Origin of the sequence: Faecalispora anaeroviscerum (genome assembly GCF_947568225.1) — a bacterium.
Classification (GTDB): domain Bacteria; phylum Bacillota; class Clostridia; order Oscillospirales; family Acutalibacteraceae; genus Faecalispora; species Faecalispora anaeroviscerum.
Window position 1 is genome coordinate 1,749,623 of the sequence record NZ_CANOOQ010000001.1, and the last position, 25,349, is coordinate 1,774,971.

The 25,349-nt window shown below is 51.6% G+C and carries 25 protein-coding genes; 7 read left to right on the forward strand and 18 right to left on the reverse strand.

Features of this window, described 5'->3' with window-relative positions; translation table 11 throughout:
- Window positions 1-58 precede the first annotated feature (58 nt).
- The 7 genes from QOS46_RS08690 to QOS46_RS08720 all read right to left on the reverse strand — a co-directional run bounded on the left by QOS46_RS08690 (window position 59) and on the right by QOS46_RS08720 (window position 6,109).
- Window positions 59-703: an HAD family hydrolase gene (locus QOS46_RS08690; protein ID WP_283608936.1), complete on the reverse strand. Its 645-nt coding sequence runs from the start codon at window positions 701-703 to the stop codon at window positions 59-61.
- A gap of 250 nt (window positions 704-953) precedes the next feature.
- A complete protein-coding gene (locus QOS46_RS08695) occupies window positions 954-2,438 on the reverse strand; it encodes an aminopeptidase (RefSeq protein ID WP_283608937.1) in 1,485 nt (494 codons plus the stop codon).
- Between the two features lie 101 nt (window positions 2,439-2,539).
- On the reverse strand, window positions 2,540-3,139 hold the full coding sequence (locus tag QOS46_RS08700) for a lytic transglycosylase domain-containing protein (protein ID WP_283608938.1): 600 nt from the start codon (window positions 3,137-3,139) through the stop codon (window positions 2,540-2,542).
- The gene (gene coaE / locus QOS46_RS08705; RefSeq protein ID WP_283608940.1) at window positions 3,136-3,738 is read right to left on the reverse strand and encodes a dephospho-CoA kinase; all 603 of its coding nucleotides are present in this window, start codon (window positions 3,736-3,738) and stop codon (window positions 3,136-3,138) included. The genes QOS46_RS08700 and coaE overlap by 4 nt, the downstream gene beginning before the upstream one ends.
- Entirely contained in the window at window positions 3,731-4,765 is a 1,035-nt protein-coding gene (locus QOS46_RS08710) for an L-threonylcarbamoyladenylate synthase (protein WP_283608942.1), read from the reverse strand. The genes coaE and QOS46_RS08710 overlap by 8 nt, the downstream gene beginning before the upstream one ends.
- A gap of 13 nt (window positions 4,766-4,778) precedes the next feature.
- Window positions 4,779-5,861, reverse strand: a complete 1,083-nt coding sequence (gene prfA, locus QOS46_RS08715; protein ID WP_283608944.1) for a peptide chain release factor 1 — start codon at window positions 5,859-5,861, stop codon at window positions 4,779-4,781.
- 50 nt (window positions 5,862-5,911) lie between these two features.
- Window positions 5,912-6,109 (reverse strand): DUF951 domain-containing protein, encoded by a 198-nt coding sequence (locus QOS46_RS08720; protein ID WP_283608946.1) that lies wholly within the window; start codon window positions 6,107-6,109, stop codon window positions 5,912-5,914.
- Window positions 6,110-6,385: 276 nt separating this feature from the next.
- Between QOS46_RS08720 and QOS46_RS08725 the strand changes: the two genes are divergently transcribed.
- Complete coding sequence (locus QOS46_RS08725) at window positions 6,386-7,375, forward strand: biotin--[acetyl-CoA-carboxylase] ligase (protein ID WP_283608948.1); 990 nt, start codon at window positions 6,386-6,388, stop codon at window positions 7,373-7,375.
- A 119-nt stretch (window positions 7,376-7,494) separates the two neighbouring features.
- Here the strand turns inward: QOS46_RS08725 and QOS46_RS08730 are convergent, their stop codons facing one another.
- The 6 genes from QOS46_RS08730 to QOS46_RS08755 all read right to left on the reverse strand — a co-directional run bounded on the left by QOS46_RS08730 (window position 7,495) and on the right by QOS46_RS08755 (window position 15,292).
- A complete protein-coding gene (locus tag QOS46_RS08730; protein WP_283608950.1) occupies window positions 7,495-8,364 on the reverse strand; it encodes an AraC family transcriptional regulator in 870 nt (289 codons plus the stop codon).
- A gap of 278 nt (window positions 8,365-8,642) precedes the next feature.
- On the reverse strand, window positions 8,643-9,863 hold the full coding sequence (locus QOS46_RS08735; RefSeq protein ID WP_283608952.1) for an aspartate kinase: 1,221 nt from the start codon (window positions 9,861-9,863) through the stop codon (window positions 8,643-8,645).
- 31 nt (window positions 9,864-9,894) lie between these two features.
- Window positions 9,895-10,806, reverse strand: a complete 912-nt coding sequence (gene thrB, locus QOS46_RS08740; protein ID WP_283608954.1) for a homoserine kinase — start codon at window positions 10,804-10,806, stop codon at window positions 9,895-9,897.
- Window positions 10,807-10,905: 99 nt separating this feature from the next.
- Window positions 10,906-12,150: a homoserine dehydrogenase gene (locus QOS46_RS08745; RefSeq protein WP_283608955.1), complete on the reverse strand. Its 1,245-nt coding sequence runs from the start codon at window positions 12,148-12,150 to the stop codon at window positions 10,906-10,908.
- Between the two features lie 121 nt (window positions 12,151-12,271).
- Window positions 12,272-12,712, reverse strand: a complete 441-nt coding sequence (locus QOS46_RS08750) for an ACT domain-containing protein (protein WP_283608957.1) — start codon at window positions 12,710-12,712, stop codon at window positions 12,272-12,274.
- Between the two features lie 210 nt (window positions 12,713-12,922).
- Window positions 12,923-15,292 carry a transglycosylase domain-containing protein gene (locus QOS46_RS08755; RefSeq protein ID WP_283608958.1) on the reverse strand — a complete coding sequence of 790 codons (2,370 nt, stop codon included), beginning with the start codon at window positions 15,290-15,292 and terminating at the stop codon, window positions 12,923-12,925.
- A gap of 136 nt (window positions 15,293-15,428) precedes the next feature.
- On the opposite strand from QOS46_RS08755, the gene QOS46_RS08760 reads away from it, so the two are divergent.
- Window positions 15,429-15,806 carry a hypothetical protein gene (locus QOS46_RS08760; RefSeq protein ID WP_283608959.1) on the forward strand — a complete coding sequence of 126 codons (378 nt, stop codon included), beginning with the start codon at window positions 15,429-15,431 and terminating at the stop codon, window positions 15,804-15,806.
- Between the two features lie 89 nt (window positions 15,807-15,895).
- Here QOS46_RS08760 and QOS46_RS08765 read toward each other — a convergent pair whose 3' ends face one another.
- Window positions 15,896-16,087, reverse strand: coding sequence for an alpha/beta-type small acid-soluble spore protein (locus tag QOS46_RS08765; RefSeq protein ID WP_283608961.1), 192 nt, complete (start codon window positions 16,085-16,087; stop codon window positions 15,896-15,898).
- Between the two features lie 108 nt (window positions 16,088-16,195).
- Window positions 16,196-16,744, reverse strand: coding sequence for a hypothetical protein (locus QOS46_RS08770; RefSeq protein WP_283608963.1), 549 nt, complete (start codon window positions 16,742-16,744; stop codon window positions 16,196-16,198).
- 218 nt (window positions 16,745-16,962) lie between these two features.
- Here QOS46_RS08770 and QOS46_RS08775 point away from each other — a divergent pair, with 218 nt between their 5' ends.
- The 4 genes from QOS46_RS08775 to QOS46_RS08790 all read left to right on the forward strand — a co-directional run bounded on the left by QOS46_RS08775 (window position 16,963) and on the right by QOS46_RS08790 (window position 19,673).
- Entirely contained in the window at window positions 16,963-17,409 is a 447-nt protein-coding gene (locus QOS46_RS08775; RefSeq protein ID WP_283608965.1) for a cell wall hydrolase, read from the forward strand.
- Window positions 17,410-17,424: 15 nt separating this feature from the next.
- Window positions 17,425-17,988, forward strand: coding sequence for a hypothetical protein (locus QOS46_RS08780; protein ID WP_283608967.1), 564 nt, complete (start codon window positions 17,425-17,427; stop codon window positions 17,986-17,988).
- 199 nt (window positions 17,989-18,187) lie between these two features.
- A complete protein-coding gene (locus QOS46_RS08785; RefSeq protein ID WP_283608969.1) occupies window positions 18,188-18,673 on the forward strand; it encodes an RNA polymerase sigma factor in 486 nt (161 codons plus the stop codon).
- Entirely contained in the window at window positions 18,666-19,673 is a 1,008-nt protein-coding gene (locus tag QOS46_RS08790; protein WP_283608971.1) for a hypothetical protein, read from the forward strand. Before QOS46_RS08785 ends, QOS46_RS08790 begins: the two co-directional genes overlap by 8 nt.
- 140 nt (window positions 19,674-19,813) lie before the next feature.
- Here the strand turns inward: QOS46_RS08790 and QOS46_RS08795 are convergent, their stop codons facing one another.
- Together QOS46_RS08795 and QOS46_RS08800 are read right to left on the reverse strand one after the other, a co-directional pair.
- Window positions 19,814-20,974, reverse strand: a complete 1,161-nt coding sequence (locus QOS46_RS08795; protein ID WP_283608973.1) for a cobalamin-independent methionine synthase II family protein — start codon at window positions 20,972-20,974, stop codon at window positions 19,814-19,816.
- 282 nt (window positions 20,975-21,256) lie between these two features.
- The gene (locus tag QOS46_RS08800) at window positions 21,257-22,741 is read right to left on the reverse strand and encodes a glycoside hydrolase family 10 protein (protein WP_283608976.1); all 1,485 of its coding nucleotides are present in this window, start codon (window positions 22,739-22,741) and stop codon (window positions 21,257-21,259) included.
- Between the two features lie 406 nt (window positions 22,742-23,147).
- On the opposite strand from QOS46_RS08800, the gene QOS46_RS08805 reads away from it, so the two are divergent.
- Window positions 23,148-23,291: a hypothetical protein gene (locus tag QOS46_RS08805; RefSeq protein ID WP_283608977.1), complete on the forward strand. Its 144-nt coding sequence runs from the start codon at window positions 23,148-23,150 to the stop codon at window positions 23,289-23,291.
- 97 nt (window positions 23,292-23,388) lie between these two features.
- Here the strand turns inward: QOS46_RS08805 and QOS46_RS08810 are convergent, their stop codons facing one another.
- Window positions 23,389-25,296: a nucleoside-diphosphate sugar epimerase/dehydratase gene (locus QOS46_RS08810; protein WP_283608979.1), complete on the reverse strand. Its 1,908-nt coding sequence runs from the start codon at window positions 25,294-25,296 to the stop codon at window positions 23,389-23,391.
- Between the last annotated feature and the right edge of the window lie 53 nt (window positions 25,297-25,349).

The window sequence follows — 25,349 nt, forward strand, 5'->3', positions numbered from 1 at the left end:
CAAACACTCCATAGTGGAAAAGCTGCCGCAGTGCGCCGCGCCCTTCTGCTTGGCAACGCTATTCCAGCAGCTCGCGGAAATCGCGGATATACCTGTCCGACATCTGGCGCATTAAGGTTTCTTCCTCTTTACTGTGTGGGTCGTACACACCTACTGTGTAAAATCCGCCGTCCCGCGCACCACGCAGCGCACCCGGCAAATCCTCAAACACGGCGCATTCCTGTGGGCGGCGCTCCATCCGCCGGGCCGCTTCCTCGTAAATATCGGGGAAGCCCTTTCCACGGCTCACCTCCGACACGGTGACTACCGCATCAAACCAATCCAATATCCCGTGGCGCTCCAGTGTGGGAACAAACAGCTCGCGATAGGAAGAGGTTGCTACGGCAAGGGGTACCCCCTGCTCCCGCAGGTAAGAAAGATACTCTTTGGCTCCGGGCTTCAATTCTACCCGAAACCGGTAGGCATCCTGCGCCATCCGGTTCCACTCCTCCGTCAGCTGCTGTGGGGTGTCCGGCAGCTGAAAGCGGCGGATGGTATACTCCGCCGATGCCCAAAAGCCGAGCAGGGCCACCGCCTTCGCGTAATCCTCCGGCACCGGAATTCCCCGGCGGCCCAAGGAGTCGCGGTCGATCTGCGCCCAAACTCCCATGGAATCCAGCAGTGTACCGTCCAAATCAAAAACCGCTCCCTGAAACTGTTTCACACACATTCTCCCTCATTTGAGTTTTTTATTTCTATTATTGTAGCATACAAACAGTATTAATTTAAAATAAATTATTTGTGGTATCTACCCCGGGGCTTCTGCCTGCGCGGGATTGGTACCGGCCTGAGGAGCAAACCGAAGATAGGAAGACCTCTTTGGTTAAAAAGACCTCCTTACGGGGATGCAAAAAAAGGGCTCCCTTCACAGGGGAGCCCCTTTGCCCTTGGGCGCTCGGCCCGCCGGTTTGGTTTTATTTTTCAATCGGCGTTTCAAAGAACGCCTTAAAGCCGCGGTAAGCCATATGAATGTCAAGCTTTGCGGTAATCTCCAGCGGCGCGTGCATGGAAAGCACGGGAACGCCGACATCCACAACATCTACATTCAGGTTCGCGATGAACATGGCAACAGTTCCGCCGCCGCCCGCATCTACCTTGCCGAGCTCGCCGGTCTGCCACAGAACGTTGTTCTGATACAGCAGATTGCGCACCTGTGCCATAAATTCCGCAGAAGCGTCGGAGGTGCCGGACTTACCGCGCGAGCCGGTATATTTCATCACGGAAACGCCGTTATTCAGGTAGCAGGAGTTAGCCGGCTCATAGGCGCTGGCATAAATGGGGTCATACGCCGCGCAGACATCCGCAGACAAGCACTGAGAGCGGGTAAATACATCTCTGGCCTCTACGCCGTCGTGCTGGGCCAGCGTTTCCACAAAGTACCGCAGGAACGAGGAGTTCAGGCCGGTGTTTCCGTCGCTGCCGACTTCCTCTTTATCCGCCAGAACGGTGATTGCGGTATGCTCGGGCGTTTTGCATTCCAGAATCGCCGACAAGGCCGGGTAGGCGCACACGCGGTCATCGTGGCCGTAAGCTCCAACCATACTGCGGTCAAAGCCCAAATCCTGCGCGTGCCAGGCAGGCACAAACTCGATTTCAGAGGAAACGAGATCCTCTTCGGTAATTCCGTATTTTTCGTTCAGCAGACGCATCACATTGAGCTTAAACAGACTTTCGCCCTTGCCGGTTTCGGTGCGGACAGGACGGCTGCCTACCAGAATATTCAGGTTTTCGCCCTCAATCGCTTTCGCAAGCGGTTTTGCCATCTGCTCGGCGCCCAAATGCGGCAACAGATCGGTCACGCAGAACTGCGGCTCGCCCGGCTCCTCGCCGATGCGCACATCGACAAAGCTGCCGTCCTTGCGCACAACGCGGCCGTGCATCGCCAGCGGAATGGCTGTCCACTGGTACTTCTTGATGCCGCCATAGTAATGTGACTTGAGCAGCGCCAGATCGTTGGATTCATACAGCGGATAGGGCTTTAAATCCAGACGGGGAGAATCGATATGTGCGGCAGAAATGCGAACTCCCTCGCGGCAGCCCTTTTTGCCGATGACCGCCAGAATAATTGATTTCCCTCTGTTATTGAAATACACCTTATCTCCGGGGTGATACACCGAATCGGAGTCGAGCTCACGGAAGCCGTGTTTTTCGGCCTCTTCAATAGCATACACCACGCATTCACGCTCTGTTTTGCACAGATCGAGGAATTTTTTATAGCCCTCGCAGTATTCATCGGCCTCTTTGACCTGCTCGTCAGTGACAGAGAAAAAACCGTTCTTGCGATTAATTAAAAGCTCCTCGCGCAAACGGTCAACCTCAGTCTTTTCCTCTGCGGCAGACTTCTTTTCAGACTTCACGTCTTCTTTTTTGCCCGCCTTTTTCTCTTCTTTCTTCGCCATATCAAAAACCTCCTTTGTCATATTGAGCCATATTCTTTCCAATTAAAATTAATTTTTTCAAATATTCTTTGCAATCCTTGACGATCTATCTGAAACAGGATTTAAAAATCGTATAACTCCTGATAGATTCCATAATTTTTGATCACAGCGTCAGTGTAATGCGCTGTTTCGGGGTAAGGAATTTTACTCAGCGTGACCCCGTCCGACGAAACTGAGCGGTCAGAAAGCCAGCGGTCTACCGTTCCCATCCCGGCGTTATACGCGCACAGAGCCGTCGTGCGGTCTGAATAAATCGAGCTGAGCAGCGACAGCAGGTAGCAGCCGTATTTGATGTTGGTTGCCGGGTCTAACAGCGAGGTCTCATCCATAGTGCTTTTCCCCAAGAGCTTGGTTTGCAGCCACTCGAAGGTGGCGGGCGTCAGCTGCATCAGTCCCATAGCGCCCGCACGGGATTTCGCGTCGGGGTCGAAATTGCTTTCGGCCTTGACCACCGCATACACCAGCGCCGGGTCCAGATTATAGTTTTTTGCCTCTTTCTCTATGATGTCCTGATACCCCAGAGGATACTGGCGTTTCATAAAAATTTCGTAGCCGTTTGCCAGAAAAAAATATCCCAACGCTGTCAACGATAGCAGAATCAGCAAGGCAGCCAGCATTTTCTTCCCTCTGCCGCCTTTTCTTGCCCGCGCGTAAGTTCTCATCTGCGCCACCTTTCCAGAAGAGCGGCAGCCTGCCGCCGCAGTTCCTCGGGATTCTCATCCCCTCTTAAACAGGCATCGGCCCTCTCCGTGTAATAGGCATCCTCCTGTTGGGCATGGATGCGCGAAACGGCCATCTCACGGTCAATATGATCCCGCAGGATGATGCGCTCCAGCCGAACGGGCATTGGTGTGATCACCGCCAGAATTTTATCGCAGAGCTTTTCGGCCCCGCTTTCAAACAGCAGCGGCGCGTCGACAACGATAAATTCCTTTCCTGTGTTCTTCCACTCGTCGATTTCATCCTGCACCCGCCCCAAAATCCACGGGTGGGTAATTGCGTTGAGTCTCTTCGTTTTTTCATGGGACGAAAAGGCGCGGCGCGCCAAAAGCGCTCTGTCTACCCTGCCGTTTTCCGCCACAATATCGTCACCAAATTCCTGCCGCAGCTCCCGCACGCACGGCTCGCAGTCCACAAGCACCTGCCGTGCCGTTTTGTCGCAGTCGATCACCGCGCAGCCAAGCTCGCCCAAAATGCCACCTACGGTCGATTTTCCCGCTCCGGTCGGGCCGGTCAGGCCGATGATCACAGACCTAGTCAAGCTCTACCACCTCGAATCCCGCCGCGCGAATCAACCGGTTATACACGGCAAGACCCACGCCCTTCGGCTGCGGACTGCGAGCATACACAACCCTCGCGCCCATCTGATCCAGCTTGCGCAGCGCGTCAAACAGATGCCTGGCCTGCTGGGCAGCATCCTGCCTTGCGCCGTAGGCGACGGCGGGCACGCGCAGCGCTTCCTGCTCACCGTCGTAGCACAGGGCAAATACGCCCGCACCTGCGCGGCTGTTCACATACTCCGAATACGCCGAAAGCCCGCCTTTTACTAAAATTACGTTGGCCTTCGGCGAATAATGCTTATACTTCATGCCGGGGGAAAGAACTTTTTCTCCCGCCGCAAGCGGATTGAGTACAGCGGGGTCCACCTCAACTCGACCCAGCACCTGCGAAAGCTGCTCCGGCGTGATTCCGCCCGGCCGCAGCAGGCGCGGGACCTCCTGTGCCAGCGTGATGACGGTTGACTCCACGCCCACGCGGCATGGGCCCCCGTCCAACACGGCGTCGACTCTGCCGTCAAGATCGGCCAGTACATGCTCGGCTTCGGTCGGACTGGGGCTGCCGGACAGGTTCGCCGACGGCGCAGCCAGCGGCACTCCCGCCGCGTCGATCACCGCGCGGGCCACCGGGTGCGACGGAAAGCGCACCGCCACCGTGGCCTGCCCGGCGCTCACCTCATCGGGAATCAGGCTCGACTTTGGCAGAATGATGGTGAGCGGCCCCGGCCAGAACTGCTTTGCCAGCTCCATCGCGCGCGGCGGAATTTCGTTGACGAGTGCCGCCCACTGGTCGAGCTGTGAAATATGGACGATCAGGGGGTTGTCCATCGGCCGCCCCTTGGCGGCAAAAATCGCGGCAACCGCCGGGCCGTCAAGCGCGTTGGCCGCAAGGCCATACACTGTTTCGGTCGGAATTGCCACAAGACCCCCATTTTTGAGCAAATTGCCCGCTGTTAGAATATCCTCTTCCCTGTTCGCCGAAAGACGCAGGGTGTTTTTTTGCTGTTTCATGGCTTTGCTTCTGTTACTCCTGACGGTCGATGGTTTCCTCCAGCTGTCTGGCGCGGTCTGCCGTAATCAGCGAGGCGATCACCTCATCGAGATCGCCGTTGAGCACCTCTTCCAGCCGGTAAAGGGTCAAACCGATGCGGTGATCGGTCAGCCGCCCCTGCGGGAAGTTATAGGTGCGAATCCGCTCGGAGCGGTCGCCCGTGCCTACCTGGGATTTTCTCTGCTGCGCCACCTGCGCATCCTGCTCCCGCTGCTTTGCCTCGTACAGACGCGAGCGCAGAACCTTCATGGCCTTGTCCTTATTTTTAAACTGGCTTCGTTCATCCTGGCATTCCACCACCGTACCCGTGGGCAGGTGCGTAATGCGGATCGCCGACTCCGTCTTGTTGACATGCTGACCACCCGCGCCGCTGGCCCGGTAGGTATCGATCTGCAGATCGGTGGGGTTGATCTCGATTTCCACATCGTCCACCTCAGGCAGAACCGCCACCGTTGCGGTAGAGGTGTGGATGCGGCCCTGCGTTTCCGTTTCGGGCACACGCTGCACCCGGTGGACGCCGCTTTCGTATTTCAGGCGCGAATACGCTCCGTCGCCTGTGATCTGAAAGCTGATTTCTTTATACCCGCCCAGCTCGGTTTCATTCGCGTTCAGAAGCTCGGTTTTCCAGCCGCGCCGGGTCGCGTACATGCTGTACATGCGGAACAGCCGCGCCGAAAATAGCGCCGCTTCTTCCCCACCCGCACCGCCGCGAATTTCCATAATCACGTTGCGCTCGTCGTTCGGGTCGCGCGGGAGAAGCAGAATCTTCAGCTCATCCGCCGTCTGCTCCACCTGATCTTTGGCATCGTCCAGCTCGTGCTGAATCATTTCCTTCATCTCGCGCTCGAGGCCGGATTCATTCAGCATTTCGGTGGATTCCTCCACCGTTTGCACCGCCTTCAGGTATTCGCGGTATTTTTCCACAATCGGCTCAAGATTTTTATATTCCTTCATCAGCTCGGCATATCCTTTTGCGTCCGCCGCCACAGCGGGGTCGAACATGCGCTGACCCAGTTCCTCCAGCCGGTTTACAAACACGGTTAGATTTTCAAACATTTCGCTACCACCTTAACTATTTTAATCAAACAAAGTAATCGGTTAGGTAGCTACAAGGTATCCTGCGTTTCTTCGCGCAGGATTTTTTTTATATTTTTTTCACATTTCAAACGCGGCACCATTACCTCGTGCCCGCAGCCCTTGCACCGGATCTTGAAATCCATGCCGGCGCGCAGCACCACAAAGTCCTTACTGCCGCAGGGATGCGGCTTTTTCATCTGCAAAATATCACCGGGGCGTACATCCATACCGTATCCCTCCAGTCCTCCGGATTCTCACTGCTCTCATTATAATACATCTTCCAAAAAGGCGAAAGCCCTTCCCCACAAAACGGCGAATGCCATTTCGTGCCTGAGCAAGCCGTGAAACATGACGGATTCAACAGTCATTATTATAGCACTAATTGCGAAAAAGTCCCACGCTTTTTCGAAAATTCATCAGTTTGCCCTTCTGTGCTTGCCTACACAGGGGAAAACGGTCTATAATGGGAAAAGAACCGGATGAAAAAGGACGGAGAAAACGCTATGAAAAATGAAGAGATTATCCTTCAATCTTTAAAAGAGAGCAAAGACTATCTTTCCGGCGAGGAGTTGAGCCGGCGTTTGGGAATTTCGCGTTCCGCGGTATGGAAGAACATCAACAGCCTGCGGGAGAGCGGGTATGTGATTGAATCGGTGACAAACCGCGGCTATCGGATTCAGAATTCCTCTGACGCGCTGACCCCCACCGAAATACAGGACGGGCTTTTAACCGAAGCGTTCGGCCAAACCGTGGCCGTTTTTGCAGAGACAGACTCCACCAATGAAGAAGCAAAACGCCAGGCGCACAAGGGCGCGCCGCACGGCGCCGTATTTGTGGCGGAACGACAGCTCGGAGGGAAAGGCCGCTTGGGGCGCCCATGGCAAAGCCCGCCGAAATCGGGACTGTGGTTTACGGTGCTGCTGCGCCCCGACGCAGCGCCCCCGCAGGTTTCGAACCTGACGCTGCTGGCCGGGCTAGCCGTCAGCCGTGCGATTCACTCTTTAACCGGCTGTGACGCGAAAATCAAATGGCCGAACGATATTGTCATCGGCAGCAAAAAGGTTTGTGGTATTCTTACAGAAATGACCGCTGAAGTTGACCGGGTTCATTTTGCCGTCGTCGGCATCGGGGTCAACGTAAACGATGAGGGCTTTGAGGAAGAGCTGAAGGAAAAAGCGACCTCCCTGCGGCTTGAAACCGGCGCGCCGGTTTCCCGTGTAGCACTGCTGCAACAGATATTGCAGGAGTTTGAGGCGCTTTATCTGGAATATTTCGTCCAGAGAAGCAAAAACTGGTTACAGGCTTATAAAGAAAACTGTGTTTCGCTGGACCGCACCGTAGGCGCGACACGCGGGCAGGAGAAAATAATCGGCACAGCGGTAGACATTACCGAAGGTGGCGAACTGGTGGTTCAAACGGACGATGGGCGGCGTGTTGAGATCAACTCCGGAGAGGTCGTCGTGCAGGGAATTTACGGACAAACACCGCAGTAATTGCAAAGTCGTTCCTGTGGGGCTGAAAGGTCACTTTTATGTACGATTTTGTAGATGTAACAAAGCAGCACAGAGTGCCCGTTTGGGCACTCTGTGCTGCTTTGAAAATAAAGATCTTCTTATTTGATTGCCACCAATTCAATATATCCTCTCGTCCCGATTGGCTCAAGCTGGATACGTGGGTTTTCTTTGTCCCAAGTGTAGCCAATCACAGTGGGATCATATTTTTTAATTGCTTCCCACACCTGTTCGATTGCCTCGCAATAGTCTTCTTCGGCAAACGGTTCGCCTTGAAACATCAAATATTTACATGCGGGCAGGTTAATCACATCAAAGCCGTCCGGAATAATATCAGCATAATCCGTTGCGACCTCAACGCCCTGTACATATTCCGAAGTGTCTGGTTTGATGTAGCTTTTGGGGAGCCAAAGGGAAACTGGCTCTCCGCTAATGGATTTGATGCTCAGCAGCAGGCCCCATACATCGCAACCAACCTCCTCGCAGTAAGCAAAATAGTCGGCAGCTTTCAATCCTCGCTTGATAAGCACCTTGCGTGCCGGTTTCTCGATGACCTGAATAAATACATTTTTTACAGTTTCCATCTTTTTCTCCTTTCGGGTAGCTCTGTACTTTACTCCATAAGGGGTGAAAAGATAAAGAGGAATGGGTGCAGCGGCATATTCCTTTGGGTTGCAGCCAAACTCACGGAAAAAGGCACGCTGATATCCGTCTACGCTACCAAAGCCAAGTTCCAATGCAACGTCAAGGATTTTGTAGGCTTCATTACGTAGCTTCAGCGCCGATTTGGATAGACGAAGCCGCCGAATATAATCCGCAGGCGTTAGATTCGTCCACTGTGTAAATAGCCGATAGGAATACCACGGCGAAAACAAGGAGACCGCCGACAAATCCGTAAGAGTTATATTTTCGCACAAATGCTCTGCGATATAGTCCTGCATACGCTGAACAGCTTCTCTGTGTTCCTCCATTTTTTCACCTCCCCTATATGCCTTATTCTAGCATTTACCGAAAAGAAGACTCTCGACCTTTTTTGCCAATCGTGTTGTCCCTTTCGTTTACTATGTAGATGAAATGAAAGCCACCTGCAAGTGGCAGCGCGTATTTTTATTATATATAATAGCGATCATGTTATCATAAATGGAAATATCAGAAAGGAAGCCCTCGCTTTCGAGAGCTTCCTTTCTGTTCGTTATTATAAAATCCGCGTTTCTCCACCCGAACGGTGAAAAAACAGCATTCAGGAGGCTTATTGATCGACTACCTCGGGGAAGAACTTATTGTGGATCGCCGCAACCGCCTTGTCGGCGTCCTTGCGCTCGATCAGAACCGAAATTTTAATCTCGCTGGTGGAGATCATCTGAATATTGATATTGGACTCAAACAGAGCCTCGAACATCATGGCTGCTACGCCGGGGTGTGTTTCCATGCCCGCGCCGACAATGGAAACCTTTGCGACATCCTCATCATACACAACGCTGGAAGCACCAATCTGCTCCACATAAGGGGTGAGAACCTCCATAGCGGCCTGAAGATGATCTTCGGAAATGGTAAAACTGATGTCCTTTGTGCCGTTGCGGCCAATAGACTGCAGGATAATATCGACGTTCACGCCCTTTGCGGACAGCTTGGAAAACACCTTAAACGCCAGGCCGGGACGATCCGGAACCCCGATAATCGCTACACGGGCTACCCCGTTATCCTTTGCAATGCCGCTGATCAACATTTTTTCCATTTTGGTTGCCTCCTTCACAATCGTACCCGGTACCCGGTTATAGCTGGACAGAACCTCCAGCTCAATATTATATTTCTTCGCCATTTCAACAGAGCGGTTGTTCAGCACCTGCGCGCCGAGCGTGGCCAGCTCCAGCATTTCATCGTAAGAGATCACATCGATTTTCTTCGCGTTTTTCACCTTGCGGGGATCGGCGGTATATACGCCCTCCACATCGGTGTAAATCTGGCACAAATCCGCGTTCATAACCGCCGCAATCGCAACGGCGCTGGTATCGGAGCCTCCGCGGCCCAGGGTGGTCATGTCGTTGTAACGGTTCAGACCCTGGAAGCCCGTAACAATGACGATGTTGCGTTTATCCAGCTCCTTCTTGATGCGGTCAGGCACCACGCGTTTAATGCGGGCGGAGCCGTAGGCCGTATCGGTCTGAAAGCCCGCCTGCCAGCCGAGAAGCGAAACGACGGGGAAACCCATCTGCTCAATGGTCATGGCTAAAAGTGATGCAGACATCTGCTCGCCGGCAGTCAGGAGCATATCCATCTCTCGCTTGGAGGGACGGCTGTTCACCTCTTTTGCCTTGGCAATCAGATCATCTGTTGTGTCGCCCTGTGCAGACACAACAACGACTACATCGTTGTTTTGGGAATACGTCTTGGTGATGATGTCGGCGACGTTGCGCAAACGGTCCGCGTTAGCCACGGAGCTGCCGCCGAATTTCTGAACGATCAAGCTCATAACGTTCTGTCCTCCATTATCAGATAAAAATTCATTCGAAAGAATTTGTTTCTTCAAAAACCTTGGCACCGTGCGCCTCCGCGCTGCGAATCGAGATTTCCCAATCCGCTACGCCCCACTCTGCCATATGTGCCCGCGCACGCTTCGCAAAGTCCTCCGCCTGCCCGGCCTCCACCATCGCAATGATAGTCGAGCCTGCACCGCTGATATAGGTACCGAGGGAGCCGAAAGAAGCACACATCTCGAACACCTTGTCGCAATGGTCAATCAGGCCTTTGCGGTAAGGCTGGTGAATGCGATCCTGTACCGCCACACGCAAATTTTCAAGATTGCCCGAAAAGAGGGAAGCCGTCATCAGTGCCGAACGTGACAGATTGTAGACCGCGTCCTCCCGCGAATATTCCTTCGGCAGCACCGAGCGCGCCGTTTCGGTTTTCAGCTCAAAGGAGGGCACAAAAACAGCGAACCGGATTTTCTCGGATACCGGCACGCTGACGCTGTACACGCGCCCCTGCTCCATTGCCGAGGTGACTAGCCCGCCCAAAAGGGCCGGCGTGGTATTATCGGGGTGACCCTCAATCTCTGCCGCAAAATCAATGAGCTCCTGTTGGCCGAGCGGGTTGCCCAAAAGATGATTGGCGCCGAGCAGGCCGGCTACAATGCAGGCAGAGCTGCTGCCGAGGCCGCGCGCCATGGGAATGTTGTTCTCCTGCTCAATATGCAGCCCGCGCAGGGTGTGCCCGCAGCGCTCATACAGCAGCTTTGCCGCCCAATAAACCAGGTTATGCTCATCCAGCGGCACAGCAGTTGCATCTCTGCTGGAAATCTGAAGGGTATCGCTTTCCTCCATCCAAACCTGATTGTACAAGGTCAAAGCGATTCCCAGCGCATCGAAACCGGACCCCAAATTCGCGCTGGTCGCCGGCACTTGTATTCTGATCATAATAGGATATCCTCTTTCTGTAGCTATTGCAATTCCACATAACATTTCGCTTCGCTTCCCGCCTTCGGCATGGGGAAACAGATGCTTATAAAATAATGATTAAAATTCGCCGATGCGCAGGGTAGAAAGCACCTCTGCCCCTTCGTCCTTGAGCTGCTCCAGCTTGTCGAGGAAATCCTCCTCCACCAAAGGCTCGGTGACAAAGGCAAACTCGTCTTTTCCCGCTCCCTTTCGCACCAGCTGGCGAACCGGCCCAAACAGACCCTCCGCCTGGCCCAGCGCAAAGGCGGAATCTTCGGATTTGGCGCGAACATAAAATGCGACGGTATCCTTGCGGTAATCGCACACATAGTTCGGCACGGCCTGATCCCAGAACAGGTACTTGCGGGCCTTAAAGTGCCGCACACAATCGATCACATCCGCCACTACGGCGCTGGCAGTAGGCAGCTTTCCTGCACCCTTGCCGTAAAATACTACGTCGCCGATCGAATCGCCGCGCACCTGAATACCGTTAAACACATCATCCACAGTGGCCAACTGGCTGCTGCGGGGAACAAACATCGGGCAAACCATAATATGAATCTGATCGTTTTCGAGAATCTTGACCCGACCAATCAGTTTAATCACACCGCCCCACACCTCAGCGTATTCCACGTCGGCCAGAGTCACCTTGGTGATTCCCTCAGTATGCACCTGATCGGGGTACACATGCTTGCCAAATGCCAAAGACGCCAGAATACAAATCTTGCGGCAGGCGTCCAGCCCCTCCACGTCCGCGGCGGGATTGCGCTCCGCGTAGCCAAGCTTCTGCGCGAGGGCCAGCGCGTCATCAAAATCCATCTGATCGCGAATCATCTTGGTCAGAATGAAATTGGTGGTACCGTTGAGGATACCGTCAATCTCAATTACATCGTTTGCCGCCAGGCACTGGCTCATGGGGCGGATGATCGGGATACCGCCGCCAACACTGGCCTCAAACAGAAAGTTCAGGTTCTGCTTCTGCGCCAAAGCCAAAAGATCCGCGCCCTTTTGCGCCACCAGCTCTTTGTTGGAGGTAACCACGCTCTTGCCCGCCAAAAGGCAGCTGCGCACAAAATCATATGCCGGGTGCAGACCGCCCATAACCTCTACCACGATTTTAACATCGGGATCGTTCAGAATGTCATCAAAGGATTTCGTAAAGCGATCCGCCAGCGGATCCTCCGGGAATTCCCTCAAATCCAGAATATATTTGATTCTGATTTCCTCTTTTGCCCGTTTGGCAATATTTTCGGTATGATTACACAGAACCTCCGCCACACCGGAGCCTACCACACCATACCCCATGATTGCGATTTCTACCATTTTTTCCACCCCTTATCGAATTTTCCCTTGAAGTAGGCCGCTCATTTCTTCCCCCATCAAAGGCGGAGGAAGAATTGCCTCTTATGCTAAAGTCACTTTCTATTTGAAGCGACTCTATTGTCTATTGATCGCTAATATTGTCGATGCTGCACACGCCGTCCACATTTCCGAGCAAAGCAAGCAGCTCGTCGACCGTACCCATCATGTTATTGATTCGTGCGGAGATCGAAACCATCGCCTTGCCGTTAACCGGAATATTCTGATTGATCGTCAGAATATTAGCACCCGCACCGTAGAATTCAGACACCAGCGACATCAAAACGCCAGGACGGTCGTACAGCACCGCCTGAATGGTCAGAATCCGGTTTGTGGCCTCCGGCTGGTAAGGATACACAGAATCCTTGTATTTGTAGAACACGCTGCGGGAAATTCCCGCCATCCTCGCCGCCTCAGATGTGCTGGCGGCCTCAGAGTTCATGATATACTGCTTGGCTTCCACTACCTTGGAATACACCTTTGGCAGAACCTTTTTATCCACTAAAAAGAAAATTGACTCTTTCATTGTCCACCACCCGCGAACTATTGTATTGTGTTAAGATACAGTTTATCATTTCCCAACGTGAATTTCAATAGCCAAAAACGTGAAATTCAGTGCTTTCACTCTGAAAAACCCGTATGCTTTGACGAATCGGAAACAAAAATGGTATAAAAAAGCTCCCGAAAAAACCACCGTTTTCTCGGGAGTAATGCGTTTTTTGTTTACTGAGAGGCTTCAGGCTCCCGGGCGAACTTCCGTATCCGGCGGAACCCAAAGGCCGTTTCCGTCCTGCCCGGGGGTATTTCCATTCCCATTCCCCTGCGAATGAGAAGAGGATGGCGGAGAATGAGAACTCGCGGGAGAAGAGTTTTCCTCCGGCTTTGAGCTGGTTTCAGGAGTAGACTGGTGCGACGTTTCCCCTTGTGAATTCTCAGGGTCGGATTGCTCCGGCTCCGAAAGAATATCAGAAGCAGTAGAGGAAGCCACAGGCGGGCTGGTATCGACCTCCGGCATATTGCCGCGCTCATACCACCCAGTTTTTGTGGTAACACCAACATCCGCGCCGGACAGCCTCCCGTTATCCGTACGGAAGGTAGCGGAAACCACATTGGAATCGTATTGGAAGTAGATTTTTTTCTTTCCATCCAGATATTTAGTCATAATGTTTCGCCAGATTTTAGCGGCCCACTTGGTATTATTTTCTTTTTGATGATAAGACAGCGATTTCGGGGTTTCATAACCCGTCCAGATTCCGGCTACCGCATAGGGCGTACCGCCTACAAACCAGCTGTCCTTATCCTCATCGGTAGTACCGGTTTTACCAAACACCTCCCAGCCGCTCACAGCCGCTCCTCCGCCGGTTCCCTCAGAACCATACACAACGTTTCGCAGAAGACGGTTCATAATAGTGGAGGTGGTGGACTTGATAACCTGTGTGCCCGTGTTCTGGCGGTTGTCCAGAATCACGTTGCCGTCGTGGTCCTCCACGTAATAATAGGTGTAAGGCTTATAATACTGGCCGCCATTGCCGAACATTTGGTAGGCCGCCGTCATTTCCTTCACCGTAACGCCTCCGTTCATGCCGCCGATCGCCATGGCAGAAACCTGAACGCTGTCCGTTTTCGGGTTTAAATGGGTAAAGTGAAGCTGATCGGTCAGAAACCGATACGACGCGGCAGGCGAAATCTTTTTCACAAGCTGCGCGGCAGCAGCGTTGGAAGAAATCTCCAGCGCGCGCTGTACCGTGATGGAGCCATAAAACTTTTTATACCAGTTGTTAGGGCCTGGCTTACCGGAGCCAAAATAATTATCAACCGGTTCATCTGGCAGAATGGAGGAATAATGAATCACTCCCATATCGACCGCCGGGCCGTAGGAAGCAATGGGCTTAATGGAAGAACCGGGCTGCCGTTGGCTGTCCGTCGCGTAGCTAAGCAGTCGGTTGCCCGTCTTTTCTCCGCGCCGACCCACGGTGGCAAGCACACGACCAGTATAGTCCATCATAAGATAGCCCAGCTGAATCTTCTGATCCGACGGCATGTTGTCGCCGGAAATCACTTCCTCCGCGGTCTGCTGCGCCTTCTGGTCCATAGCGGAGTAAATCTTCAAACCTCCGTGGTACATCATGTAAACGGCCTTTTCTTTGGAAATGCCCTGCGTTGTCTGCAGATCCTCCACAATATCCTCAAACATAGCGTCGGTATACCAGTTCCAAACCGGAGAATCGTTGACCACATTTTCGTTTTTACTGCCGACAAACACCATATTGTTTGATTCTTTGATGGCGCTGTTGTACTCATCCTGACTGATCATCTGCTGATCGAGCATTTCACCCAGCACCACACGCTGACGCTCTTTGTTATTTTCAGGAAAATTCAGTGGATTGTATTTATAAGGATTCTGTGTGATAGCCGCGATGGAAGCGCACTCGGCCAGAGATGCCTGGCTGATTTCTTTACCAAAATACAAATTTGCCGCCGCCTGCACACCCTGACACCCGCTGCCGTAGTTGACAACATTCAGGTATGCTTCTAATATCTGCTCCTTGGAATAGCGGGAGTCCAGATTGATGGCCCGAAAAATCTCTTTTACCTTTCGGGTCAAACTCACCTCATTATCGCCGGTAATGTTTTTGACCAGCTGCTGCGTAATGGTAGAGCCACCATAGCTGCCGCCTTTGGTAAAGAGAGTAGTTACCGCACCGGCAGTACGGCGCCAGTCTACCCCGTTATGTTCCATAAAGCGCTTATCTTCAATCGCGATCATCGCATTTTTCATGTTTTGAGGGATTTTGTCATAGTCCACCCAAATGCGGTTTTCTGAGCTGTAAAGCCGCTGGTATTCCACCGGCTGGCCTGCATCATCGTTCACATAGATAAAACTGGTATAATTGAGCTTCAGATTATTGAGATCCATTTTGATGGATTCACTCCGGAAGCTCATAATAAACGAGATCAAAAAAACCAGCACAATGACTCCGGCAACCGCCAGAACCGCTATGATACTGCTTAAACCCTTCAGAGCAATTCGTCCGGCCATCGATGCGCTTGCAGCACTGCCGGTATCTTGTGCCCCCACAAATTTATTTAAATCGGTTTTCCTCATAGGCGGTCACCTCCTTTTGCTTTTTTTGCCCGGCACATTCCCCGCGCCCTTAGTTTGGCACAGTCTGCCGGTAATCTTGCAGAGATATGAATAATTTTCCAATCATCATCTAATACTATCGCTGAGGTGATTCCTTTTGAAAAAATTCGTCAGTCTTGCCGTGTGTACCGTACTGGTCCTGGTCGGCCTGATGCTGGTTGCGCATTTCAGCCCTCAGGTGAGCGGCAATTCCGCCTCTTCTGCATCAGAAAATCAGATTCATTTTACCTCAAATGCCCCTTCAAGTCAAGAAAACGGTAACCTGCCCGCCATGACCAGCCAGCAGGAAAGCTACCTAGTGCGCACCTATGACGGTAAAATCGGCATTTTCAAAAACGAGGAAACATCCCCGTTTGAAGTGATAGACGTGGATGTTTCCTCCCTGCCCCAAACCGACCAGCTCCTGCTGGCTACAGGAATCAAGGCGGATTCCGCCGCTGAGCTCCAGCGAATTCGAGAAGATTACGAAAGCTAAACTGTAACTCATATGTTCCACGTTTCCCCCTGAAAAAGTTTGGAGCCCCATATCCGGCTGGATATGGGGCTCCGCTATTCGGCAGAAGTTTATTTCATGTCCTGCTCGTACTTCTCGATCATTTTCTTGACCATCTGGCCGCCGACAGAACCGGCATCCTTGGAGGTCAAATCACCGTTGTAACCCTGCTTCAGGTTTACGCCCACTTCAGAAGCGGCTTCCATCTTGAACTTATTCAGTGCCTCACGAGCCTGAGGAACAACATTCTTATTGCTTGCCATAAAATAATACACTCCTAATCTTTTTTAAATTAATTTTAAAACTCTTTGTGCGTCTGCATCCTTATTGTGTGCGGGTACGCATTTTTTATAACTGACAATATTTTGAAATTAAAAACCGTAACCCTGATCTGAGTCGATGCCGCACAAAAGGCAAACAGCGCAGGCGGCCAGCAGAGAGTACGTGCCAATTTCGCGCTGAAGCACAACGGAAATATCCCTCGGCTCCAGAATTTCGCCGGTGAGGGTGCATAGGCTGCGCAGCAGGCTGACACACGCACTGCCCTCCGCCAGACTTGCGACGCTGAGCGTATCTTTGGAGGACGTGCCGCACACTACCGGAATGACAGGAGCACCCTTGAGCTGCTCAGCCGCTTTTTCACAGCGCGAGCTGAATACAGCCGGAATTCCATGGGGCAGACTAACCGGTTCCTGTGAGGAAGAAAAGCTGTTTTTAAAAACAAGAATGGCATGTGGCGTATCCAAAACCGGCGGCCGCTCACAATCATAAATACAAAAAACGCCGGCCCGCTCCCCGGGAATGCTGCTCAACTGTGCTCCGTTATAATATTGCACCCGTCCATACCGCCGCAGCGCGTCGATCAGCGCCTGCGAAAGAGCCATATCGCTTTGTTTTCCGCACAACACAATGGTTTTCATGCTCCCCCTCTTTCCGTTACTGGCAAACTGCAAGCCACACATTACCAAAAGACCGTCCAGCGGCCAAAGCCAATGCCCGGCACTGTTTAGTATAAATCAGCGCCGATGGTTTATGTGGTTTACTGCCAAAAAAGTATTTTGTGTCAGAATGAAAGTACAACCATATACTGTGTTAAGGCATATTTTCGCCAATTGTATAAAGCAAGGAATGAGCTTACATGCCCTATAATGAAAGAGAACTGCTGGCACGGCTGATTAAATGCGAAGCCGGGGGCGAAGGGGACAACGGAATGAACGCCGTGGCAACCATCGTGGCAAATCGGGCCAATGTTCCTTACGGTGAATTTTTCAGGGTCAGTCAGGGCGGCAGCATTCGCAACATCATTGAACAACCCGGCCAGTTTACTTGCATGATGACTACTGTGGGCGGACAATACAACGCACAGAATGTTTTTAATATGGATCCGGAGGAGATTCACTACCAGATTGCTGACGCCGTGATGGCTGGTAATCTATTTTCCGGCGTTGGAAACAGTCTGTTCTACTTTAACCCCTACCGCCCTACCTGCCCGGATAAGTTCCCGCCCGGCGGCGTTGGCACGTTTTACAGCCACATCTATCAGCACTGTTTTTATGCTCCCACAGAAAAATACAAACTCACATAATGAGGTGACACCACCATGAATCAAACAAACACAGGCTATAGCGCAGTTTATTCCCAACCCGGAGCATGCCCATCCTGCGGAATGACTCCCTGGCAGCCCGCCGCACAAGGCGCGCAGGCACAGACCGTAAGTGCACAAAGCCAAATGGCAGCGCAAATTCCGCCGCAGACCATGCCGGCAATGCCAGCCACCATCTCCCCCACGCCATACCAGCAGCAGGTCAGCTTTCAGCAGCCCGCCGGAGCGGCACCGTCCTCGGCACTAACGCAGGGCACAATTTCCGGCGCAGCCGGTTTTGTACCCAACCAGCCGCCGGAAAGCTTTCCCGGCGCGATCACCGACCTCAACCAGCCGATGCCCATGACGGTAGAAAGCCTGCAATACCTGAACGGCTTTATGCGCACTCAAATCGGGCGGCGCGTGAGGGTAGAGTTCCTGTTGGGCACCAACACCATGACTGACCGTACCGGTACGCTGCTGGGCGTCGGCGCAAACTATATCCTCATTAATGAAACCGACAGCGACGACCTTTTGGCCTGCGATTTTTATAACATTAAATTTATTCGATTTTATTTTTAGCCCCAAATTTCTGTTTCACAGCGCACCTCTGCTCCCGCTTGTCTGTACGATAAGCCTTGGGAACAGAGGTGCTTTTTTCTGTGTCTTTTCTTTTTGGCTGCCCGGAGACTATAATAAAATGAAAGATAAATTGAATTTTTTTTTGTTAAAGTAACCTTTCCCTTCTGACAATCGTTTTATTTATGAGAGGAGTGAGGAAATGCAAGATCAGGAAGAGTCTGTACTTGCTGAAAAATTTGACTACTACGGTGCCATGTTGTTCCGGATGTGCATGGTTCTACTGGGAAACCAACAGGATGCCGAGGACGCGGTACAGGATACCTTTGTGCGCTATTGGAAAACGCGCCCTGATTTTCAAGACGCCGAACACGAAAAAGCCTGGCTGATCCGTGTTGCGACGAACCGAAGCAAAGACAGGCTCCGCAGCTGGTTCCGCCGGTCCACCACCGGAATGGAGGCGCTTGAGGGCATGGCACAATATCCGAACGATCTTTTTGTGCTGGAACAGCTGGCCGCCCTGCCATATAAAAACAAAACGATTTTATTTCTGCATTATGTGGAGGGATACCGGCTAAAGGAAATCGGCGATTTGCTTGGCATGAAGGAAAACGCGGTAAAAGCTGCCGCCCGGCGCGGCAGGGAAAAATTGAAATTGCAGCTAAAGGAGGCTTCGGCATATGAATGAACAAGATATCAAGCGATCCGTAGAACGAATCCAGATGAACCCCGCACTGAAAGGCAAGGTAATGAACGCCGCCCTTTCTCCCCGGCAGAAACACTCCGCGCACCGCTTGCAAAAAGTGGCTTTATGCTTTGGAGCAATTCTGATTTTGATGCTAGGCGGCTTCTGGGGCAGACCGAATCCGGCTGCTCCCTCTTCCAACAATCAATTCTCACTGGTTGCAGTGGCGGCGGAACAAAAAAATAGTGTCATGAAAAAAGGAGAAACGATTCAGTTACAGACATACAGTGCAAACTACTATGCCCCAAGAACTCTTGAATTGCCAGATGGATCGGAAGAATGGCAGATTTATAACGTGTTCGGAATAAAATGCAGAGGAGAAAACATAAAAAGCATTACTTATGAATCCAACCGCTTGTCTTTTGCAAAGATTGTAATTTTAAGCAAAAAACAAGTAAGTGACCTTGAGGCAATTTTTCAGGAAATCGATGATAAGAAAGGAGATTATTATGCGAAAGACTATGCAATTGACCCCTGGGCGTTTGATATGACGGGGACAAACCCCAAAAACTGGGATATTCCCAATTATTTTAATTTAGAAAAATACAGCAAGGAAGACTCAACTCAGGTGGAATGGGGTTATAAAACAGTAGGAAAAAGCTACACCATCGCCTATGAGGATCAGAATGATTTTGGAAAACAGTATGGCTATAAGCTAGCCAGCCATGTTTCTGACGAAGCGCTGAAAAAAGCAAACACTGAATGGGCCAAGGTTACTGCCGGTTTAAACAAAGAGCAACTGAAACAGTTGGTGGAAGACCCTTCTTTTAAGAACCCCTGGCAAGAATTTGAAACCAGTATTCTGGCAGGTATGACTTCGCAGATGAATGGAAGTACGTTACGCATTACTGTAACCTTCAACGACGGTTCCACACAAACGCGCAATGTAAGGCTGAACGCCGACGTGGACAGTTTTAATCTTACAGCCACACTGTTGAATTAAATAGTTTTTTATAATAATTCTTGCAAACAAAGCTTTATCAGAATACCAGCTGAGGGCGGATTCCAAATGGAATCCGCCCTCAGCTGGTATTCTTTGCGTATGCGTAAAAAAAGAATGTTGCCTTCCTACAAATCAGACCTTCATTCGCCCCAGTACTGCAGAGCGATTCTTTGCCCTTGGTCAATCTTCGCCCACTGCTCGTCTTCGGTCAGCTCATTGCCACAGTCGCAGGAGGCAAAGCCGCACTGGTGTGAAAGGAGCAAGCGGTCTTTCGGGATAATTTGAGAGGCTTCGTCAAGAAACCGGACCACGCGCGCCTCGTCGTCAAGGGTATTTGTTTTGCTTGAAAGCAGGCCAAGCACGATTTCGGTATTTGGTTTGTCCTGAAATACTGCAAGCGCCTCCAGCGAACCCGCTCTCTCATCGTCCCACTCCAAAAAAAACCGGTCGTATTTAAGTTGTTTCAGAAACAAATTGGCAATCTTGATGTACGAACCACCGCCCATATTGCGCGAATCGTAATTGCCGCGGCAGTTATGGGTCCATATTTTCAGCCCGAGGCTGTGGCCGAATTCAATGATTGTGTTGTTGATGTCGATAAACTCCGCCGCCAAGGCACGAACCGTTTTCTGGTCGATATTTTCGCCCGTATACGGAGAATTGGGGTTGTCATCGGCAAAAATCTCCCACAAGCAATCGTCGAATTGCAGAATTTTGCCTCCCGCCGCGGCGTATTCCTCAACAAACTCTTGGTAGGCCTGAACCAGTCCCTCTTTTAACTCCTGCGTCGTCGCATAGACGGAATCTTTCCCGCCGATATTGTCCGACCACGAAAGCTCCCCAAAGATATGCGACGGCGACGGTACACAGAGCTTGGTTTCTCTCTCGCCCGCGATCGACACCAGCTTTTTGAAAACCTGAATGAAGTGGTGATTCCGTCCACTCAGAGGGCCGGTAATACGCAGGCCAATGTCACGGCGGGTTTCGTATTTTTGAATTTGATCCTTGTCGCGGAAAAAGTAGCCATGCTCCGCAATATATCGGCTGATGCCACGCAAGCCCCAAACAAAGTCCAAATGCCACATAGACTTAGAGTATTCACCGTCTGTAATAATCTCAATCCCATGTTGAATTTGCTTGTTCACTACATCCTGAGTTGCTTCCTGCTCGCATTCCTCATACCCTTCCAAATCGGCATAGAACGGGTAAGTAATATCGTCACGCTGTTCAATCTGGTGTTTGTAGCTCAGCAGCTTCTGGGGACGAAGTAAACTGCCGACAGTTTGAAATTTCTTGCTCATTGAGAATCCCTCCTGCATGTTTAATGACACCATTATATTATATAATTAAACATATATGGTAACTCTATAATTCTATATTACGTTATAGCTATTCCCTATAACTTCTCCTTCTCACAGTGGATAGAATGTCAAAAAGTCCCGCACAGCAGTTTTTGAAGTGTTTTCTATCAAAAGAGGAGTTCTCCCTTCCGGGACAACTCCTCTCTCCATTTTTCGTATTCGCTTGGTATGCTTCCAAACGTTTTGTGACGAAATCATGCCTTGCGACGTCCTGTTTTTATATTACAGGCTGAGCAGCTTTTTCACCTGCGCCATTTCAGAGGCAGTCTGGTTGTTTTCCAGAAACGCGGCGGAATACAGCATAAAACCGTTTGAGCCAAGGCTCCTACTTTTCTGTATCTGATACGCCATCACGGAGCCAGGGGTCAGCCAGGTGCCGCCATCCATACTGGAGTCAGCCTTGTACAACGCCAAGCCAAAATACAGCTTGACGCTTGGATTCGTTACCAGCTTCCGCCAGGTGACCGCCGTTGCGTCAAAGGGCATTACCGCATTGCTGGAGTTGACATACAGCTGCGGGCAAAGATAATCCACGTACCCGGCCCGACTGCCCCAGGTGGCAACGTCGGCGCCCATATTCCGGTTATTCTGGAGATTGGCCTGTGGAGAAATGCCGAACAAAACAGCCGATTTTGTCTGCTTGACCGCCGCGTATACCTGCGACACCATAGTATTGATGTTCTGGCGCCGCCAGTCGGCCACAGACAGCGACGTTCCGCTGGCGAGATACGAGATGCTGTCTAGCGAAGTGGCTGTGGTAGGATAAAAATAATCGTCGAACTGAACGCCGTCCACGTCGTAATTTTGAACGATTTCACGCACGCCGGATACAATCCGGTCGCGTACATCGGTAATCCCGGGATTATAATACCACTCGCCGTTCCATTCCATTGTCCAGTTCTGCTTTGATGAATCGTTTTTCCACTGTACCGCCGGATTATCGGAAGAAAACGACTTTGGCAACCCTTTTAAGGAAATGCGTAGCGGGTTCACCCAGGCGTGGAATTTCAGCCCAGCCTGATGCGTGGCCTGAACCATGTAGGCCAGCGGATCATACCCCGGCGATTTTCCCTGTGTGCCGGTCAGCAGGTGCGACCAGGGATAATAGGAGGAAGGGTACAGCGAATCCCCAAACGGGCGCACATGGACAATCAGGGTATTCATACCGCTGCTTTTCGCCTGTGCGACAAGGGCATCAAATTTCTTGCGGAAGGCCGCCTCGCTTTGATCTGCCTGAGAGCTCATGTCAAGGCTCATGTATGGAATCCACACCGCGCGCATCTCGGCCTGTGAAGACACCGTACCGATCACAGTGATGGCGCGGTTGGCCTCGCCCTGCTGCTGCATACCCTTTTTCACCGTAACACGAACGGAAGCGTGAACTCCGTACACATCCGAGGTAATGTAGGTGACCCCTTCCCTCAGCGCGGTAACACGGTATTTGTTTGTTCCGGCAATGCGGCTGACCTTGGCCACGGAATCGCGCGAGGAATACACCAGAACATCCGCCTGGCTCACACTTGCGCCGCTTACAGCCACCCTGACGTCGTAGAGGTTACCGGGTGCCATCTGGTAGCTTCTGGTATCCATCATGAGCGTGCGCTCCGCTGTGCTTTGTTGCGCCCCCGCAGACACACCCGACAGAACCAGCAAGCTGGCGGTCATCAGGACGGAAAGGCATCTGCCCCATATCGATCGCTGTTTCATTATTACTCTCCTCTTGCTGCTCGGGACTGCCTCTCCGCGAAACGCATCGGGAGTTCGAAAAGGCGATACCGTCTTTTTTCAATGGATGAATTTTCATTGGATTTATTTTCATTATAAAGATAGCGATAACGCGATACAATAGGTAATCTGCAATTACTAAATATTCCCTGCATCTCAAATGTATTGAAGTTTCTCTTTTCAAAGCTTTACTCTTCTGGTGCCGGGAGTGATTCTACGCTCTTTTAATAGCCTGAAAAGTGAAAACAAATTAAATCACTCGGCGTGTAAAGCTTGCGGTTTGATCGATAAAAAGGTGATAGTTCCAGCTATCGCCTTTTTATTATGCCAGCAAAGTGTTTGTACTTATTCAACAGTACAATCCATAGCGAAACAAAAAAGTAAATTATTGCTTTCAAGAAAGTACGCCGCGAAGAACCGGAGAATCACCGCTCCCGTCCTGAAAGCCGAAAAGCAGGAAAAGCTGCTGTCGCTGCTCAGCGGCGACCTGGATATCCCGGTACGTCAGATTGTGGATTTTATCAATAGGTAATTCGCCCGCGGTTTTCTTAAACTCTGAAAAGCGGAAATCCTGGGTTAAACAGCATAACAAATGGAAAACGGCCCCGCTTTTTTAGCGGGGCCGTTCTTTATTCTTCTGTTTCCTCTTCGCCTTGCTGGGCCAGAGCATCGCTCTTTTCCGCGTGGCCGCTGTATGTTGGCACCAAGCGGTGAATGATCTCCATCATCAGAATATTATTGACGCCGGCGCAGTGGCGCAATTCATCCAGCTCGCTGAGAAAGGTACCCTCGTTAAACGGAATTGGCGTACCGATATAGATCAGCTCGTGAGAGGTTTTGGCACAGCCGCCCTCGCTGTCGAGCAGAAGCTCCTCGTATAGCTTTTCCCCGGGGCGCAGCCCTGTGTAGACGATCTTAATATCTACGTCCGGCTCGTACCCGGAAAGACGGATCAGGTTGCGGGCCAGATCAGCGATCTTAACCGGCTGACCCATGTCCAGCACAAAGATTTCGCCGCCCTTTGCCATACCGCCCGCCTGCAGCACCAGACGCGCCGCCTCGGGAATCGTCATGAAATAGCGGATGATGTCCGGGTGGGTAACTGTCACCGGCCCACCGGACGCAATCTGCTTTTTAAACAGCGGAATCACGCTGCCGTTGCTGCCCAATACATTGCCAAAGCGCACCGCCACATAATCCGTTTTGCTGTGACGGCTGAAATACTGAATGATCAGCTCGCAGATGCGCTTCGTCGCGCCCATCACATTCGTGGGGTTTACAGCCTTATCGGTGGAAATCAGCACCATACGCTTCACGCCGTATTTGTCTGCGGCTCTGGCCACATTCAGCGTGCCGAACACGTTGTTCTTCACCGCCTCACCGGGGCTCAGCTCCATGAGAGGCACATGCTTATGCGCCGCCGCATGGAATACCACATCGGGGCGACAGACCTCAAATACATGGTTGACGCGGCCGGCATCTCGCACCGAGCCGATCAGAACCTCGAGATTCAGGCGCTTAAAGCGCATGAGCAGCTCGTTCTGCAGGTCGTAAGCATTATTTTCATAAATATCAAATATAATAATTTTTTTCGGATTAAACAGCGCAATCTGCCGGCACAGCTCTGAGCCGATTGATCCGCCGCCGCCCGTTACCAGCACGGTTTTATCCTTCAGGTAGCTGCAAATCTCGTCCACATCGAGCGTTATTTCATCACGGCCCAAAAGGTCGGTGATCTCCACATCGCGAATCGACTGCGTATCGACTCCGTTTTCCAGCACCTCGCTGTATTCGGGTACGGTTTTTAGCTGACAGCCGGTTTTCGAGCAGATCTGGAGGATCTCCTGCAAATCCTTTTTCTTGGAGGTGGGAATCGCCAGCAAAATCTGGTCCACATTATAGCGCGCCGCCATACGGACAATGCTCTCACGCCCCCCCACCACTTTCACACCGTGGATGCGGCTGCCGCGCTTGGCGCGGTTGTCATCGATCGCGACAACGGGAATTCCGCTGGTTTCTGGTGCGCTTTTCATCTCCTTGATGATCATAGAGCCGGTTTCACCCGCGCCGATGATCATAACACGATGAAATTCCTCTTTATCCTTTTGTCTGGCCAGCTCATTCTTTTTTCTGGCGCGACGCATCAAGCGGAAGCTAAAGCGCGAAAAACCCACAAACAGCAGCATGAGAATGCCGCCCATCACATACACTGTAAACGGAAAACGCTCGGGGTTAAAGAGTGTATACCCCAGTACCAGCAGCAATACACTGGCAAAGCCCGTGGCAAAGCAAATCTGGAGCAGCTCGTCCAGACTGGCGAACTGCCACATGGTATTATAAAATCTAGAAAGTGCAAACACTGCCAAACAAATGACCGTCGCCCACGGCATAAAATGCTGGAATGCCTTGATATAATAATGGGGAACATTGTTATCCAGCCGCAGAATGAAGGCAATCCAATAGCTGGCGTAAATACACACGATGTCCAACAGAATCTGCGGCAGCGTGTAAAACAAACTAACCCTTTTATTTTTCATGTAAACTACTCCCGAAAGCCAATGAAATAAGATAGCATGCCACTTTAAAAGTC

Excerpts from the sequence above, each read along its gene's own strand:
- QOS46_RS08800 (WP_283608976.1), bottom strand. The coding sequence starts at position 22,741 with ATGAAACAGCGATCGATATGGGGCAGATGCCTTTCCGTCCTGATGACC.
- QOS46_RS08735 (WP_283608952.1), bottom strand. The coding sequence starts at position 9,863 with ATGAGCTTGATCGTTCAGAAATTCGGCGGCAGCTCCGTGGCTAACGCG.
- QOS46_RS08790 (WP_283608971.1), top strand. The coding sequence starts at position 18,666 with ATGAATGAACAAGATATCAAGCGATCCGTAGAACGAATCCAGATGAAC.
- QOS46_RS08785 (WP_283608969.1), top strand. The coding sequence starts at position 18,188 with ATGCAAGATCAGGAAGAGTCTGTACTTGCTGAAAAATTTGACTACTAC.
- QOS46_RS08745 (WP_283608955.1), bottom strand. The coding sequence starts at position 12,150 with ATGGTAGAAATCGCAATCATGGGGTATGGTGTGGTAGGCTCCGGTGTG.
- QOS46_RS08700 (WP_283608938.1), bottom strand. The coding sequence starts at position 3,139 with ATGAGAACTTACGCGCGGGCAAGAAAAGGCGGCAGAGGGAAGAAAATG.
- QOS46_RS08780 (WP_283608967.1), top strand. The coding sequence starts at position 17,425 with ATGAATCAAACAAACACAGGCTATAGCGCAGTTTATTCCCAACCCGGA.
- QOS46_RS08720 (WP_283608946.1), bottom strand. The coding sequence starts at position 6,109 with ATGGATGTACGCCCCGGTGATATTTTGCAGATGAAAAAGCCGCATCCC.
- QOS46_RS08730 (WP_283608950.1), bottom strand. The coding sequence starts at position 8,364 with ATGGAGGAACACAGAGAAGCTGTTCAGCGTATGCAGGACTATATCGCA.
- QOS46_RS08775 (WP_283608965.1), top strand. The coding sequence starts at position 16,963 with ATGCCCTATAATGAAAGAGAACTGCTGGCACGGCTGATTAAATGCGAA.
- QOS46_RS08710 (WP_283608942.1), bottom strand. The coding sequence starts at position 4,765 with ATGAAACAGCAAAAAAACACCCTGCGTCTTTCGGCGAACAGGGAAGAG.
- QOS46_RS08810 (WP_283608979.1), bottom strand. The coding sequence starts at position 25,296 with ATGAAAAATAAAAGGGTTAGTTTGTTTTACACGCTGCCGCAGATTCTG.
- thrB (WP_283608954.1), bottom strand. The coding sequence starts at position 10,806 with ATGATCAGAATACAAGTGCCGGCGACCAGCGCGAATTTGGGGTCCGGT.
- QOS46_RS08695 (WP_283608937.1), bottom strand. The coding sequence starts at position 2,438 with ATGGCGAAGAAAGAAGAGAAAAAGGCGGGCAAAAAAGAAGACGTGAAG.
- QOS46_RS08765 (WP_283608961.1), bottom strand. The coding sequence starts at position 16,087 with ATGGCAAGCAATAAGAATGTTGTTCCTCAGGCTCGTGAGGCACTGAAT.
- QOS46_RS08725 (WP_283608948.1), top strand. The coding sequence starts at position 6,386 with ATGAAAAATGAAGAGATTATCCTTCAATCTTTAAAAGAGAGCAAAGAC.
- QOS46_RS08750 (WP_283608957.1), bottom strand. The coding sequence starts at position 12,712 with ATGAAAGAGTCAATTTTCTTTTTAGTGGATAAAAAGGTTCTGCCAAAG.
- QOS46_RS08755 (WP_283608958.1), bottom strand. The coding sequence starts at position 15,292 with ATGAGGAAAACCGATTTAAATAAATTTGTGGGGGCACAAGATACCGGC.
- QOS46_RS08795 (WP_283608973.1), bottom strand. The coding sequence starts at position 20,974 with ATGAGCAAGAAATTTCAAACTGTCGGCAGTTTACTTCGTCCCCAGAAG.
- QOS46_RS08770 (WP_283608963.1), bottom strand. The coding sequence starts at position 16,744 with ATGAAAACCATTGTGTTGTGCGGAAAACAAAGCGATATGGCTCTTTCG.
- prfA (WP_283608944.1), bottom strand. The coding sequence starts at position 5,861 with ATGTTTGAAAATCTAACCGTGTTTGTAAACCGGCTGGAGGAACTGGGT.